We start from the raw sequence: 16531 nt of genomic DNA, 5'->3' as shown, positions 1-16531 counted from the left end.
GTATTGTAGAGCAGGCGGGAAACCGTCCTGTTGGAGAAATGATTCTGAGAAAGCATGAAGGGGATTACTGTGCAGTGGGTATTATCTAAGAAGACTGTTTTTTACAGCTTGCTCTTGGGCTGTGTTTTTCTAGGCAGTATGACTATTTTCGGGGGGCTTTATCTCTGGTCAGGACTGGCGGGTGAAGCGGAAAAAACTGTCGTGATTCCTTTGCACTCCGGCACGATCGTGATTGGGGAGAAGCTTGAGCAGGCGGGAATTATTCGCAGTGCCGAGGCTTTTCGTGTGTATGCGATTTTGACCGGAGCTGCCAGGAGGCTCAAAGCAGGTGAGTACGCCTTTGCACCCAAGTCCAATCTGGCCCAGGTCGTGCGGAAACTGGAGACTGGCGAGGTGGTTCGCCATGCGGTCACCATTCCGGAAGGGTATACCATGGGGCAGATTGCTCAGAAATTAGAACAAGCCGGCTTGGTATCAGCGCAGGATTTTTTAACGGTTGGCACCGATGCCCGGCTTGTCAAAGCATGGGAAATTCCCGGACGGACATTGGAGGGTTTTTTATTTCCGGATACCTATCAATTTACCAAAGGCATGACTGCCCGTCAGATAGCCAAACAGATGGTGGGTCAGTATCGGAGCAAGCTCTCGCCTGAATTGATTGCCGGGGGCAAAGCCCAGGGTGCGGACCTTTTGAAATTGACAACCATGGCATCCATTATCGAGCGGGAAGTACGGGCGAAACCGGAACAGCCGGTTGTTGCTTCGGTTTTTTATAATCGGATGAAAAAACGCAAGCGTCTTGAATCCTGTGCGACCGTGCTGTACAGCCAGGGGCGTATTAGCGGTGCACTGAGTCTGGAAGATCTGGAAACCCAATCACCTTACAATACCTACCGGCATCGGGGATTGCCGCCCGGACCGATTGGTAATCCCGGGCTCAATGCCCTGCGCGCAGCTGCTTTTCCGGCGCAAACCGAGTATCTTTTTTTTGTGGTTCGGCCGGATGGGACCCATGTTTTTTCTGAGACCTTTGAAGAACACAAGCGGGCCAAATGGAAGCAAAAACGGGCCCGGCGCCGTCAGCTGCAATTGACACCTGCGGCATCCCAACCATGATCCGATCACAGCCAGGTCCCCGGCTGGTTGAACGTTTTGTTGCGACCTGTCTGATTACCATGGCGTTGGCTGTGATTGCGGTGCTCGCTTTCCAGCGTTTTGATATCGAGACCCGGCCGCGCAGCATCGAAATTGCCTTCCCGGAAAACCGTTTGATACAAGCCATGCGCACTGACCCGGAAGCGCTGCAAAAACTCCAGGCCGCCGGGGTCACGACATTGATGCGCGTTCCCTACACCCTGGATGATATGATCCGCTATGGTTTGGCGGAAGCCTGGCATCCGGAGAAAGACCTGATGGAAATCCGTCTGGCGGATAATCAGTTGACCAGCAATGCCACCATTTATTTAACCGGACAGTTCGGCATGGAGGCGCTTCAAATCCGCATCCGGGAAAATGTATTTATCTGCGATATCCGCCTGCCCGCACCCATTGAAAAAATTGAGCCCAACCGGTTTATATTGGAAATCCCTTCAGGACCCATTCCAGAGGGATTCCGCAGCGCTTTGTTATTGCCGGTCGGCGATTGGGGAAAAACCCATGATTTAAATCAATTTACCCGTGCCATTTATTCGCTTCAGCCGGACAGTGTGGTCCCTTTTTGGAACGGAGGAATGCATGCCAATAATTTTTTCAGCTCTTATATGAAAACTCCCTGGCTGCGTAAACCGGTGATGGCGGTCCCGGAGTTTCACCTGCCGCGCCTCGGCCGGGCAGCACTTCAAAAATATTCCCGCCGTCAGATACTGCGTGCCCATTGTGTCCTGCGCCGGACGGCTGCCCGCTATACACCCCAGCGGCTGCAGCAAAGGCTGCTGCGGGCGGTGGTTGAGCGGGGGGTGAATTTTATTTATGTAGAACCTCCCCAGGGCTGGTCTTTTGCACAAAGCGTGCATTTTTTTAATAGCCTGAAAATTGATCTGGCCGGGAGGGGTTTTCAAACCGGTGCGGCAACACCGGCGCACAAAGGCCGCACCGGACATCTTGCCATGGGAATTCTTTATGGCGGGCTCGGTGCGCTGGCGTTTCTTTTTATTTGGCAGATCGCCTTATGGGCGGTCGGTTTTTCCGGTCAGGATGAGCAGGTAGACCGGGTATTGACAATCCGGTTGCGGCCGATGTACTTTCGCTGGAGCGCGGTGGTATTTGTGACAGCCCTATTGATTATTCATTTTGAGGGGTCGGCGGCATGGGGAGGGAAGATAAGCGCCTGGCTGGTTGCTTGTCTGGTGCCGTTGATAAGCATTATGCTGGTGCCGTCCTATACCTCCCCGGCGGAAACCGCCCGGCAGGATGTTTTTTCAAAACCGGTTAAATCTTTTTTGCTGATTGTTTTGATCAATATTCTGGCAGGATTGGGGATCGGTGTTTTATTATTCCAAACCAACTTTATTCACCGTTTGGATATGTTTTTTGGCGTGAAAGCGGCGTATGTGGTGCCGCTCATGGTTGCGGCGATTTATTTATTTCCCGGCATCACAGACGGACATTGGTGGAAGGCGCGTTGGCAGGGGGAGAATCGTTACTGGACACTGGGTGCGATGGTATTATTAGGCGCAGGTATTTTTATCATGCTGGTACGGTCCGGCAATGTCACTTGGTTTCCTGTCAGCGTTTTTGAGATGAATTTGCGCGAGAGCATGGAAACCCTGTTCGGCATCCGGCCCCGGTGGAAGGAATTTTTTATCGGACATCCTTTTTTATTACTTGGATTGATGGGCCTGAAAATGTCCGCCAAGCAAGAGCGGGTTTGGCCCCGGGTTTGTCTGGTAATCGGATTGATTGGTCAAATTTCGATTATCAATACATTTTGTCATATTCACACCCCTTTGCATATCAGTCTGTTGAGAACGCTCTTGGGTGTCGGCTTGGGCCTGTTCAACGGGATGCTGCTGATGATGGCGGTCCGGTCAATGGAGCGTTGGCGGAGCCGGCGATGAGAATTCTTGTTTCTGGTTATTATGGATTCGGCAACACGGGTGATGAATTGATTTTAAAAAGAATTATTCGGCTTTTTTCCAACACAGACCATCATGTGACCGTATTGGACCGGGTGCAACAGGAGCAATCGGCTGAATTCAATATCCGGCATGTACCGCGATGGGATCTGCGCGTGATTTACCGGGAAGTGAAAAAATGCCATGTGCTCATATCCGGCGGGGGCGGGCTGTTGCAGGATGTGTCCGGCCCATTATCACCGCTGTATTATCTGGGAATCATCGGGCTTGCCCAGCGCATGGGAAAGCGTACGCTGCTGCTGGGTCAGGGGTTCGGCCCTTTAAAGCATATCTGGAACCGGTGGGCCGCCAAAATAGTTTTGTCTAAAGTGGATTTTATCGTGCCGCGGGACCAGGCGGGTATGGCATGGTGCCATGCCAGGGGAGTGGCACCCAAGAACCTTTTTTTGGGAGCAGACCTGGTTTGGTTGCTGCCCGGTCTGGAGAAAACCAAAGCCAAAAAATGGATGGTTTGTTTGCGGGCTGATTGGCTGGAAAACAAAGTGCCGGATTGGTTGGAACTGCTTAAACAGGCGTCAGACCAAAAAGGCCGGGAGTTACACTTTGTTTCTCTGGGAAATCGCGGAGATGCCGAATTGCTGGACCGGATAAGGCGTCTGCCTTTTTTTAGGAACTGCGGGTTTTCGAAAATGACCGGTACATTTCAAAAAGAGTCGGAACCGGTCCGCTATTTTCGGGATGCCCAATTGGTGTTTAGCATGCGCTATCACGGGTTGGTTCTGGGCGCACTGGCAGGTGCAGTGGTGGTGGGATTTGGCAAAGACCGAAAAATAGCCAATCTCATGAATGAATTGGGGCAGCCGGTTGCCAATGAAAAAGAAATTGATTTGAAAATGCTGCTGGAACAGTTGCCGGGTCTTTCACGCATCCTGCATCGCCGGGTGGCAGTACTGCGTGAGCGGGCACGGACGAGCGTGCAAACTGCTTTTGATCGTTGCGGATTGTAAATGTTTTTATTCGTCAGCCGGGTGCAGGCTTTTTTTCAAAAAGCAAAGTGCTTTCAAACTGATGTCATACCACCACGCCTATCGAAACTGCCGGATAACGACAATCTTTTTCATACACTTTTATTTACAGAAGTCATTTCGCTTTTTGAAAAAAAGCCTGCACCCGGCTGACGATGACAAATAAACATAGCGGAACTTTGGCAGTCGTCATTATCTTGCCATGATTTTGTTTTCGGAATACAAGGCGTCATAAAGAGTCAAAGAACAATTTTTGCCAAGCAGTGCTTTTGTTAAATTGCGGTTATTTCGCTTTTGTATGTCGAAAACAAAGTCATGGCAGGATCGGACCCGGCTGGGGAGGTGGAAGTGAACCGCCGGTCAGTGATTGACGCAAGGGGCGGTACGCCTTATAATCGGACAACACGACCAAGGAGTTTTTTTGTGATCCAATTTCATCATGTCTTTATGACTTACCAAAATGAATACAAAGCGCTGCATGATGTTACTCTGAGTATTGACCGGGGAGAATTTGTCATGATTACCGGACCCTCCGGCGCAGGCAAAAGTACGCTTATCCGTCTCATCAGCCGCCAGATACTTGCCACCAAAGGCCAAGTGATTGTTTTCGAACAAAACGTGGCCAAACTCAAACAAAATCAACTGCCCTATTTCCGCAGAAAAATCGGGGTTGTATTTCAGGATTTTAAACTCCTGTATGACCGCACGGTGGCGGAAAATGTAGCCATGACCTTGCATATTCTTGGATATACCGGCCGGACGTTGACGCGGGAAGTCAATCAGGCGCTTGACCGTGTGGGACTCACCCGGAAGAAAAGCGTGATGCCCTGGCATTTATCCGGCGGAGAAATGCAGCGGGTGGTGCTGGCGCGCGCCATTGTGCATGATCCGCCGATTTTATTGGCAGATGAACCGACCGGTAATCTGGATTTTGCAACCGGATGGGAAATGATGCGGCAGCTCAAACAGGTGACCGAGGGCGGGACAACTGTTTTGTGTACCACCCATAATTTGAATTTTATCCAGAAAATGAAGAAGCGGACGCTTTTTTTGGACAAGGGTCTTGTGCACGGGGAAAGGAACAGATCCCATGGCAATTAGTTTTTTAATTCAGGAAGCCTTTCGCAGCCTGTTTCGCGCCAAGCGTCTCAATGCCATTTCTTTGGGTGCCATGAGCATGTCTTTGATGGCATTGGGCATGGTGTTGATTTTGAATATCAGTATGATTAAATTAACCGAATTTATTGAAAATAAAATTGAAGTGGTACTCTTTCTGGATCAAACCGCCCGGGAATCTGAAATACCGGGTTTTATCACAAAAATCCAGGATCATCCGCAGGTGATTGAGGCCAGGTTTATTTCACGCGAGCAGGCTTTGGCCGAGTTTTCTGAAGACGCAGCCTTACAGGATTTGCTCAAAGTATTGGGAAACAATCCGCTGCCGTCTTCTGTCCGCATCAATCTTATGGAAAAAACGCCTGAGAATGTAGAACGGTTTATCGCCTGGTTGAAAAAATTTCCCGGAGTGGAAGATGTTGGTTACGGCGGGGGTGATGTCAACCGTCTGCTCAAGGCGTTACAGTTTATAAAGTTGGCGGTCATGATTTTGACCGTAAGTTTGGTCGTGGCGGCGGTGGTGATTGTTGCCAATATTATCAGTTTGATGGTCTATGCCCGTCAGGAAGAGATCCGCATCATGCGGCTGATCGGCGCCACCAACGGATTTATTCAAGGGCCGTTTGTGCTTTGGGGAATGATTCAGGGGACAACCGGCGGCGTGATTGCCACGGGGTTGCTTTATACCATTTGGGCGGTTTTACAATATTATACCCATAACGAGTTGGGCATTGATCTTGCGTCCTTGCTGCCCGCCAATATCCAGCAGCTGGTGTTGAGCGGAAGCGGTATTCTGATTGCAGCGGGATGCTTGCTGGGTCTGGTCGGGAGCCTGGTTTCCGTTGGGAGGCGGTTGGACGAATGAAGGTGTGGGTGTCCGCTTTCTTTTTTTTATTTCTACCCTGTGCGGTTTCCCAAGCCGCCACCATGCAGGATGCCCAGCTGGAATTAAAAACCTACAAGCAAAATATTCAACAGGAACGTAAAGATTTAAACGCGGTAAAGAAAAAAATTCAGCAGAAACGCCAAGTCATCCGTAAACAGAAGAAACAGGAACGCTCCATTCTTCGGGATATCCAGCGCATAGGAAAAAAAATGGAGGAAGCTGAGGAAGCGCACCAGGATAATCTCGACAATCTCGCATTGGTCAAAAACCGAGTTATAGATATTCGAACGCAGATTACGCAAACAGAATCGGAAATCAAGCGCATGCAGCAGTTTTTGGCTGCGCGGCTGCGGATGATCTACCGGGAACGCCAGAGCGGTATCTGGCGGGTGCTGGCGACCTCCCAGACCATGACGCAGGCATTGAGCCGTATGAAATTTTTTCATGTTGTTGCCGCGCAAAATGCTTATGTGGTTGAGCGGTTGAATCTGGAGCGGAAAATGCTGCTGGAACGGACCCGGCAGCTTATACGCGAGGAACAAAAAAGTGAAGAAATGGAAACGGCCTCGCGCCGGACGCTGGGGAAAATAAAACAGCACAAGCATACACGGGAAAAAATCTTAAAAGGTGTCCGCCGGGAGCGGGGCCAGCATGAAAAAGCTGCTCGTGAATTGGATGCTGCTTCTAAAAAATTAAACCGATTGATTACGATGCTGAAAAAGCGGGCGTCCAGGATTCAGAAGCGTATTGCCCAATATGGCAAGCTGTTTGCCAAAAGAAAAAGCACTTTATCCTGGCCGACACGGGGAAGAGTCGTCACAAAATTTGGTAAATCACGCCATCCGCGTTTTAATACATATATCTATAATAAAGGAATTGACATCAAAGGGTCTATCGGTCAAAATGTGATTTCCGTTGGCCAGGGTCAGGTGCTTTTTGCCGAATGGTTTGAAGGTTTTGGACGAATGATTATTCTTGATCATGGCGGCGGCTACAATACCGTCTATGCCCATCTTCGGAAAATCCTGGTGAATGAAGGCGATACGGTCAAGGAAGGACAGGCCATCGGGACGCTTGGTGAATCCGGTACCTGGAAAGGGCCAGTCTTGTATTTTGAAATCAGAAAACGGGGCAAAGCGCTGAATCCCTCAAGTTGGCTTGAAAAATAGTGGCGTTTTTTTGAATCGCTGTTGAAAAACCTTGGTTTTTTTTGAGTAATTCGATAGTTAAGCGGTACGGATTCTTTTATCAGTCGGATAATTTTCAGGAGGCAGTTTTACATGATGAATTTAAAGAAAACCCTTTGGATTACCACAACGGTATTATCACTCAGTCTTTTTGGATTTTTCGGGGGCTGGCTTTCCGGCGCATCCCGGTCTACCAGCGAGGATATCAGCCTGTCGGAAGACAGCTATGAAAGTCTGCGCCCGCTGATTCAGTCCATGTCCCTGATTAAAAATAATTATGTTGATGTGGAAAAAATAAACCAGAAAGATCTGGTCTACGGCGCAATCAAAGGCATGGTGGCTGAGCTGGACCCTTACAGCCAGTTTATGGACCCGCAGAGCTACAAAGATATGCGTCAGGATACCAAGGGGAGCTTCGGCGGTCTAGGCATAGAGATTTCCGTTCGCAACAATCAGTTGACCATTGTCACCCCGATTGACGGTACACCGGCCTACCGGGCGGGTCTGCAACCGGGTGATGAGATTATGAAAATTGATGATGAGAGCACGGAAGGCATCACGATTATGGATGCGGTGCATAAAATGCGCGGTTTAAAAGGCACCAAATGTGAATTGACCGTCCGCCGCCGGGGAGAAGAAGATTGGATTGATGTCGCCATCATTCGTGATACGATTAAAATTCAGTCAATCCGGCATGAAATGCTGGAAGGCGAAATTGGGTATATTCGGCTTACTGAGTTTATGGAACGGACCGGCGATGATTTCAACAAAGCGCTGCGGACATTGGAAAACAATGGCATGAAAGGCCTTATTCTTGATCTGCGTAATAATCCCGGCGGATTGCTTAACATGGCGGCCGAGATTGCCGAATATTTTGTGCCCCAGGGGAAATTGATTGTGTACACCGAAGGCCGGCATAAATCCCAGAATATCCGTTTTTTCTCCTCAACCATGCGTCCTTTTAAGGACATTCCCTTGGCTGTCCTGGTAAACCGCGGGTCGGCATCCGCTTCGGAGATCGTGGCCGGCGCCATTCAAGACTGGAATCTCGGCGTTATTGTGGGAGAAAATTCGTTCGGCAAAGGATCGGTTCAGACCATCGTACCGTTGGGTGACGGTTCGGCATTGCGCATGACCACGGCGCGGTATCTAACTCCCAAAGGACAGATGATCCATGGCAATGGGATTGCACCGGATATGACGGTTGAACCCTACCGGCCCAATGAGTTTATGGTCTCGCTCATCAAGGCACGGGCTTTTGAGGAATTTACCATGCATTATTTAAAACTGCATCCCAAAGGCGAGTCGGCGGAAGAGAAAGAGCATGAAAATGTTAAAGTATCTGAAAGCTCCTGGAAAAAATTGAAACCCAAAACCAGGGATGAAAAACTCAAAAATGCTTTTCAGAAATGGCTTAAGGATGAACACATTGAGATCAATAAGGCGCAGCTCAACGAGGACCTTCACTTTATTCTCAACCGTGTTCGTCAGGAAATTGTAAGGAAAGTAAAAGGCGTAAAGGCGGCCAGAAAAATCAAGCTGGAGGGAGATCTTCAGGTGGAGCGCGCCAAAGACGCGATTAATATTTTGTTGCTGCATGGCAGATAAAAATTCACAGGCTGTGACAGCGTTCCAAAGAACGGTATTTTTTCAGTCGGGGCTTACGCCGGGGATTAAAATAATTTAATGGATTGTGCCAAGTGTTTGTTTTATTCAGATGAAACGGTATTATTGGATAAAGCAAATCGATTCGTCAAGCAGCATTTACGGTGAATCATCCGGTTTTTTTTGTTTCTCGTCTGAATAAAACAAATACTTGGCACAATCTCCACACCACGTTCGAACGATCCGGGCGTGGTGTTTGATTAAGGGCGGCAAACGGAAGCTTTATGAAAATACTCGGCATTGAATCATCTTGTGATGAAACATCAGCAGCCGTGGTCACAGAGCAGCGGGAAGTGCTTGCCTCTGTTGTGGCATCGCAGCTCAAGGTGCATGCGCCTTATGGCGGGGTGGTTCCGGAGCTTGCCTCGCGGCAGCATCTGCGCGATCTACCCCGGGTCATTGATGAGACATTTTCTCAGGCCGGGTTATCCTGGGATGATATTGACGGCATTGCCGCCACCTGCGGTCCCGGTCTTATGGGTGCTTTATTGGTTGGGTTGACATGGGCCAAGGCAGCTGCTTTTGCACGTCAACTGCCTTTTATTGGCATTAACCATCTGGAAGGCCATCTGTTTGCTTCGGAATTGAATCATCCCGCTTTACCCTATCCCTTTGTCGGGCTGGTTGCATCCGGCGGACATACTAATCTTTATCTGGTGACAGCGGGCGATCTTCCGGAGTATGAATTGCTGGCCAGTACCCGGGATGATGCGGTGGGGGAGGCATTTGATAAAGTTGCCAAATTGTTGGGGATGCCATATCCCGGTGGTCCGGCCATTGAGGCGGCAGCCAAGAATCACCCGCAATCCGGTATTCGGTTCACCCTTCCGCGTATGAAAGACGGGTCTGCGGATTTTTCCTATTCCGGGATAAAAACTGCGGTTCGTTATTTGCTCGAGAGCAGTCGTAAAGCAGGAAAAGAATTGGTGGCGGCAGAGATTGCCGCCGGGTTTCAAAAGACGGTTATTGAGGATTTGGTACGCAAAACCCTGGCGGTTATTCAAAAGCATGAGGTACATGCTTTGGTACTGACCGGCGGGGTTGCCGCCAACCGGTCTTTGCGGGAGGCGTTTTCTGCGGCCGCACATCAAGAGGGTATCCCGTTTTTTAGCCCGCCGGTGGAGTGGTGTACAGACAACGCCGCCATGATAGCATCCGTAGGCGCGCGCTATTTGGCAGCGGGTCGGCGCTCTGCTTGGGATTTGCCGGCTTATGCCAATCTTGCTTCAATGGATAGTTGACAAAATATAGCTTTTAAACTATAATCAATATAGCATATAAGCTATATTTTGTTGGCGGTGTTGATGTGAATAAAAGACTGCGAAAATTACATCTGGAAATTTTGAACTTATTTTCCAAAAATCCCGGGAATTTTGCTTTGGCCGGCGGGACGGCATTGGAGATTTTTTATCTTCAACATCGTTTTTCACGCGATCTGGATTTCTTTTCACTTGAGTTTAATTATGGGGAAATTGTTTCGATTCTTGAAGAAATAAAAAAAGGTGGATACAAACCGGAATTCAAGGATGAAATTACTCATCCCGGGAAAATGAATGTTCATTTTTATACCATCCCTATAGAGAAAACTTCCGAATCATTGAAACTTGATTTCGTAGAAGATGTCCTTCCGCAGCTAACCAGGGAAAATTTTATTAAGAAAATTAAGGGTATACCGGTGTATGATGTCAATCGGATTTATTTTCAAAAAATAATCGCGATTACCGGAATTGTACCTGAGAAGAATGGACATGGAGAACCGCAAGCTGTTGGTCGAAATGTCCCGCGTGATGTTATTGATCTCTATTATTTGTCCAAAAAGATCGAGCCATTACATTCATTTTTAAAAACGATTCCACGCACCTATCAGCGAACGATGATAGGGTGGCGCAAGAGATTTTCAACCCAAAAGTTTGAGCAAGATTATTTGGATTATGCTGATGCCATTTATGACCGCAAACTCAAATCAAAAATGATTATCCGTCATTTAGATGATGAATTGAGCGCGTTTTTGGAGGGTGAACTCTCATGAAGATCGGAGATTATTTTTGGGATTTGCCGGAAGATGCCTTGAAGGAAACGGAGCGAATCCTTAAGATTCCTGAACATCCTGATTTTCCGAAAAAAATTATCCGTGTTTTAACACGCAATGATCGCCCCAAAGACATTTTTACCTTCATCACAAAAGAGCAATTTACTGAAGTGTGGCCGAAAATCCGGCGGGAATGGAAGCGCACCAGTGAGGCGCCGGATTATTATGCCAAGTGGGAGCGTGTTTATGAACTGCTTGAACAAAAAAAAGGTAAAAACAAGCGGATTAAAGGTGCGCCGGCTGAAGAGAATCAGGTAATTGGAAGAAAAATAAAACAGGCCAGAGAACAGAAGGGTTGGACACAAGCAGATTTGGCCCGCCGCACAGGTTTAAAGCAGCCGGATATTTCCGCTCTTGAAAAAGGGAAAAAAAATATCACAATTGCGACGCTTGCGAAATTGGAAAAGATATTAGAGCTGGGAAAATTGCCTGAGCAGGTGGACAAAAAAGCAGCAGAGATGCCCCTAGGACCGCAGCAAAATTTTCAATTAGATGGCATCCAAAGACAAGTCTATGAGGACTTAAAAGAACTGGCCGGGCCTGGAGCAGAAGCGTTTTATTGGGATATTTGCTGGATAAGACGAAATGGAGGGGAATTAAAGACTCGCTCGCATTTGCTGGGGCATTTGCTTAGAGAAATTGAAAGCAGTATCAGGGATGTGTTGAGACTTTATCTGGATATAGAAAAAAAACAAGGTGAACATGATGCGCATAAAAAAGAAATAGAGAGGTTGTTAAAAGAATTAACAGGAGAGAGAGAAGAAGATGAATTGCAGTGGTTTGTAAAGCCTGGAACCCTGCAAAAAATAGCGCACCGAGATAGATTGGATGCTCCGCGAATGACTCCAAGTGATCTGGAAAAAAACTTGTCGGACATGGATGTTTATTTGAAGCGGATTTTACATGCGTTGCGCAATCATAGCTCGGGATTGATTGCCGAACTGGATAAATTACTGGAAAAAGATAATCCGACTTCTAAGGATGCGGAAAAACTCTACAAAGAAATTCCTGATGTCTATTTTATACGCAAATACTTTTTTGAAAGATGCTCTAATCCAAAATGGCTTGCACGGCTAAAAGATACATCAGTTTTTCGAAGTCCCCCGGAGCTGCTACAAAATGAAGATGGTTCCATAACGTTTCCATTTTGGGCGGAATCCGGTTATTTAGTGCGGATGGCCAAAATAGCGCCCCAAGCAGTTGCGGATATTATTTTAATCATCCCTGACACACAAAATGTCTATGTTATTGATGGTTTGGTTAAAGCAACGCTGAATCTGCCGATTGATATAGCTATGAGTTTAATAGATAAAGCAGCCAAGTGGATGGTAAATGAATATTTGTTTTATCCGCTTGACAAGCATTTGGCTGAACTGGTCCTGTATTATACTTTGGCAGGAAAAGCGGAGGAAGCTTTCGGGCTGGCGAAAAAAATGCTGGTAATACTCCCGGATCCTCGCTGGCAGAAGAGCAAAGAAAACGCAGAGCGCTATTGGGATGGCCCGCATCCGAAAACAAGAGTAGAAATTTCCCGGTATAAAGAGATAACGGAGAAGATTATTCCGGAACTTGCAAAGTCAACCGGTGTTCCTGTGTTCCGATGGCTATGCGAGATGTTGGATATGGCATTGAGATATTCACAAGCCAAGGATGAGGAACCGGAAAATAATAATGATTATTCTTTTTTTTGGCGCCCGGAGATTGAAAAACCAATGCAATATGAGATGTACGAGCTTAGAAATATTCTAATCGATTTGATATTAAAGACAGGCACGCAATTGGATGCGACTATAGGTATTGATGTTTTGGTAAAAATTTCAAGCGAGAAACCATGGATGCTTTTCAAGCGGATAGCGCTTCATTTATTAAGCCTTTGTCCCGGGTCAGCGCCGGAACTGACAGATAAATATTTATCAGACAAGGCGTTATTTGCAAGTGGTGAATGCTGGGATGAATATGGACCGCTGCTGGAAAAGGGTTTTGGATTTTTACCGCAGGATAAACAGGCGATGATCTTAAAATGGGTTGAAGACGGGCCGGATTTTGACAAGAGGTACAGAAAACCCGGGAAAGATGAGGCTGAGCAAGTTCGCCGGCACTGGCAAAGGGATTGTCTGGCCAGGTTTGGCCAAGCTTTGCCAGCGGCATGGCAGCCTTATTATACGAAATTAGTTCAAGAATATGGTGTAGCGGAGAAAAAGAGAAACACCGGAGTTGTAGTGGAGGGGGGATGGGAATCCAGCCCAAAAACCCTGGACGAGTTAGCCGCCTTGCCAATTGAGAAGCTGGTTGAATTTTTAAACGCTTGGAAACCATCAGCAGAAGTCAGAGACGTTTCTGCGGAAGGATTGGCGCAAATGCTGTCGTCTTTGGTGCAAGCCAGGCCTGAATTGTATTCTGTCGAGGCACGGCAATTTACCCGGCTTACCAGTCCATATACTTCAAATTATTTATTTTGGATATTATTTGGATTTAAAGAAGTGATCCGTAATACCAATACAAAGCTGGAGTGGGCGTCTATGCTGGAACTTGGTCAGTGGATGCGACAGTCACGCGAAATAAAAGAGGAAAATGCGGACGATAGGGGCCAAGCCAGGGGGGAGATAGCAGACTGCCTGGTTGAAGGTATGCGTAAAAATTTAATCCCCTTAAAGCTACGGAAAAGCGTTTGGACTGTTTTAGAGCCATTAACCGAAGATTCGGATCCGACAAGTGAATATGAAAACACACATGACATGGAACCATATTCCCGTTCAATCAATTCTACCCGCGGAAAAGCCATGCATGCAGTTATGAATTATATGTGGTGGATTTACAGAAATAAAATCCAGAGTCAAACAGATGATTTTGAAGAGGATAAAAGAGAAGAAATGATGCCTGAAATTGAAAAGATTTTGGATAAACATCTTGATCATACGCAAGATTCCAGCTTGGCTATTCATTCGGTATACGGGCGTTGGTTTCCTTGGCTGGCAAAAGTAAAACCGGAATGGTCAGCCAAAGCACGGACCCGGATATTCCCGGAAGATGAGAGGGAACGTGAATATTGGGCTGTGGCCTGGAAGGCATATATTTTGTTGTGTCAGCCCTATGATAATGTTTTTGAAATATTGAAAACAGAGTATGCTCGGGCAGTCAACGAAATTGAGGATGTTGCGGAAGAAAAAGATAAGCGATTGGCTTGGCATCTGATGTTGTTTTATATTCGCGGAAAACTGGAATTAGAATCGGATATTTTTATAAATTTTTGGAAAAGAGCGCCGGATGAATTAAGAGGGACAGCAATGCAAATGATCGGTTTTGATATATTAGGGAGCACGGAAAATTTATCAGCTATGGAAATGCAGCGCATAAAAAAAATGTGGGAAAAGCGATGCAAAATGCTTTTTTTATCAACGAGTCCGGAAATCTTTTTGAATGAAATGTCGGCGTTTGGGCATTGGTTTGGATCCGGGAAGTGTGACTCGCAGTGGGCGATTGATCAATTATTATTTGTGCTGGAAAAAACCAAGCATATCGAAGCAATTCCACCAATTATGGAACAACTTAAAACAATGGTTGAAACTTATCCAACTGAAGTTGTTAAAATATTAGTAGCTTTAGCGGAAAATGAAATAAATTTCATTGCGTTTCATCAGGATGAGATTATGGCGATACTCGAGAGTGTTTTCAGTAAGAATCATCAAGCGAGTAAAAAGAGAGCAGAAGAGTTTTGTAATTATTTATTAAGCAAAGGATTTATGGAGTTTCGCAATATTTTGCAAAAATACAGTCGGTGAGACAGATATGCATATAGCCGACTTGCATTTTCGTCCTTCGTGCCGGCGCTATAGCGATGATAGGCATGAATGCTTGACAAACAAATGTAATTACAATATAATTACATTTGAAGTAAGGGAGGTGAATACAATGCGGATTGATATTATACAAATTGGAAATTCCAGAGGTGTTCGATTGCCAAAAGCTATTTTGCGGCAATGTCATATCGGCGAGCAAGTTGATGCCGAAATAACCAGTGACCGTATCGTTTTAAAACCAGTCAAAAAAGATATTCGGAAAGACTGGGATGCAAAGTTTTTGGCAATGAACAATAATAAACAAGATACCCTGCTTATTGATGATTATCTTGATCTGGATAAAGGTGACTGGAAGTGGTGATCACTCAATATGATATTTATCTTATTTGTCTGGATCCTGCAATGGGTCATGAGATCAAGAAAACCAGACCCTGTGTTGTCATTTCTCCTGATGAAATGAATCGGTATATTTCAACTGTTATTATTGCGCCAATGACCACACAATCAAAGAAATATCCCACCAGAGTTGGTCTGACATTTCAGAATAAAAAAGGATGGGTTGTTCTTGATCAAATCCGGACCGTTGACAAACGCCGATTGGTTAAAAAGATTGGAAAGCTAAGTGCCAAAACCCGTCTGCAAATTAAAGCGGTGATCAATGAAATGTTGGTAGACTAATTATTAGGGTACAGCCTTTTGGTAGTAAGGGACAGGAATGGATATAGGCAATTTGAAAATAAAGGGGCAGGCAGTCCTGGCGCCATTGGCCGGTGTGGGAAATCTTCCTTTTCGGAGATTGTGCCGTGGTTATGGCGCGGCACTGGTTTACTCGGAAATGCTCAGCTGTCACGGCATTATGCGCAACCAGCCCAATACCCTGAAAATGCTGGCAACAGAGGCAGAAGAGCATCCCTTGGCATTTCAACTATTTGGTGCAGATCCCGATATCATGGCCGAAGCCTCTGTTAAGTTAGCGCAAGCCGGAGCAGATATGGTGGATCTTAATTTCGGCTGTCCGGTGCCCAAAGTGGTCCGTCATCGCGGCGGCTCTGCACTTCTCAAAGAACCGGCATTGCTTCAGTCCATTGTGGTCGCATGTGTCAAAAAATGTCCGGTACCTGTTACTGTCAAAATTCGAATAGGATGGGATCAGTCCGCCATCAACGCGATTGAGATTGCACAGCGGGTTGAAGCTGCGGGGGCAGCGGCTATTGCGGTGCACGCGCGGACCCGTGCGCAACGGTTTGAGGGGCGGGCCGATTGGCGGCATATTCAAGATGTGGTCAATGTCGTGACCATTCCGGTGATAGGCAATGGTGATATACTAAGCGGCCCGGATGCCAAGGCCATGCTTGATCAGACCGGCTGTGCCGCCGTGATGGTGGGGCGCGGTGCCATGGGACGTCCCTGGGTTTTTCAGAACATCAATCAATATCTTCAAACCGGCGAGACGCTTTTGGAACCAGGCTGGAATGAGCGTGTGGGGATTATTCGTGGACATTATCAACAATTGAAGGCGCTCAAAGGCGGGCACACGGCGCGCCTGGAAATGCGCAAGCATACAGCTTGGTATCTGAAAGGATTGCGGGGTGCGTCGGTTTACCGGCGACAGGTGAATACCTGTGAGACAGAGGCGGCATTTTTAGCTGTGCTGGACAGCATGGCGGCAGGGCCGCTTTCTTGACAAGCCTA

The 16531-nt window shown here is 47.0% G+C and carries 13 protein-coding genes; all 13 read left to right on the top strand.

The genetic code is table 11. From position 1 onward, the window contains the following. The first annotated feature begins 69 nt into the window (after positions 1–69). The 13 genes from mltG (at position 70) to dusB (ending at position 16523) form a co-directional block, all read left to right on the top strand. Positions 70–1116, top strand: a complete 1047-nt coding sequence (gene mltG / locus K8S19_08350) for an endolytic transglycosylase MltG (protein ID MCD4813686.1) — start codon at positions 70–72, stop codon at positions 1114–1116. Continuing rightward, entirely contained in the window at positions 1053–3056 is a 2004-nt protein-coding gene (locus K8S19_08345; GenBank protein MCD4813685.1) for a DUF5693 family protein, read from the top strand. The genes mltG and K8S19_08345 overlap by 64 nt, the downstream gene beginning before the upstream one ends. Then, positions 3053–4081: a polysaccharide pyruvyl transferase CsaB gene (csaB, locus tag K8S19_08340; GenBank protein ID MCD4813684.1), complete on the top strand. Its 1029-nt coding sequence runs from the start codon at positions 3053–3055 to the stop codon at positions 4079–4081. The genes K8S19_08345 and csaB overlap by 4 nt, the downstream gene beginning before the upstream one ends. Before the next feature lie 441 nt (positions 4082–4522). Next, a complete protein-coding gene (ftsE, locus tag K8S19_08335; GenBank protein ID MCD4813683.1) occupies positions 4523–5200 on the top strand; it encodes a cell division ATP-binding protein FtsE in 678 nt (225 codons plus the stop codon). After that, the gene (locus tag K8S19_08330) at positions 5190–6080 is read left to right on the top strand and encodes a permease-like cell division protein FtsX (GenBank protein MCD4813682.1); all 891 of its coding nucleotides are present in this window, start codon (positions 5190–5192) and stop codon (positions 6078–6080) included. Before ftsE ends, K8S19_08330 begins: the two co-directional genes overlap by 11 nt. After that, positions 6077–7270, top strand: coding sequence for a peptidoglycan DD-metalloendopeptidase family protein (locus K8S19_08325; protein MCD4813681.1), 1194 nt, complete (start codon positions 6077–6079; stop codon positions 7268–7270). The genes K8S19_08330 and K8S19_08325 overlap by 4 nt, the downstream gene beginning before the upstream one ends. Before the next feature lie 111 nt (positions 7271–7381). Next, positions 7382–8896 (top strand): S41 family peptidase, encoded by a 1515-nt coding sequence (locus K8S19_08320; GenBank protein ID MCD4813680.1) that lies wholly within the window; start codon positions 7382–7384, stop codon positions 8894–8896. Positions 8897–9177: 281 nt separating this feature from the next. Beyond that, entirely contained in the window at positions 9178–10194 is a 1017-nt protein-coding gene (gene tsaD, locus K8S19_08315; protein ID MCD4813679.1) for a tRNA (adenosine(37)-N6)-threonylcarbamoyltransferase complex transferase subunit TsaD, read from the top strand. A gap of 65 nt (positions 10195–10259) precedes the next feature. After that, positions 10260–10982 carry a nucleotidyl transferase AbiEii/AbiGii toxin family protein gene (locus K8S19_08310; GenBank protein ID MCD4813678.1) on the top strand — a complete coding sequence of 241 codons (723 nt, stop codon included), beginning with the start codon at positions 10260–10262 and terminating at the stop codon, positions 10980–10982. Beyond that, complete coding sequence (locus tag K8S19_08305; GenBank protein ID MCD4813677.1) at positions 10979–14821, top strand: helix-turn-helix domain-containing protein; 3843 nt, start codon at positions 10979–10981, stop codon at positions 14819–14821. The genes K8S19_08310 and K8S19_08305 overlap by 4 nt, the downstream gene beginning before the upstream one ends. Before the next feature lie 130 nt (positions 14822–14951). Continuing rightward, positions 14952–15200, top strand: coding sequence for an AbrB/MazE/SpoVT family DNA-binding domain-containing protein (locus K8S19_08300; protein ID MCD4813676.1), 249 nt, complete (start codon positions 14952–14954; stop codon positions 15198–15200). After that, positions 15194–15517 carry a type II toxin-antitoxin system PemK/MazF family toxin gene (locus K8S19_08295; protein MCD4813675.1) on the top strand — a complete coding sequence of 108 codons (324 nt, stop codon included), beginning with the start codon at positions 15194–15196 and terminating at the stop codon, positions 15515–15517. The genes K8S19_08300 and K8S19_08295 overlap by 7 nt, the downstream gene beginning before the upstream one ends. Before the next feature lie 37 nt (positions 15518–15554). Further along, the gene (dusB, locus tag K8S19_08290) at positions 15555–16523 is read left to right on the top strand and encodes a tRNA dihydrouridine synthase DusB (protein MCD4813674.1); all 969 of its coding nucleotides are present in this window, start codon (positions 15555–15557) and stop codon (positions 16521–16523) included. The last annotated feature ends 8 nt before the right edge of the window (positions 16524–16531 follow it).

It is taken from the genome of bacterium, from assembly GCA_021108215.1.
Taxonomy (GTDB): Bacteria; Oederibacteriota; JAAXVQ01; order JAAXVQ01; family JAUVAV01; genus JAIORK01.
The sequence above is the reverse complement of the archived record's forward strand: the minus strand, read 5'-3'. Positions and strand labels throughout refer to the sequence as shown.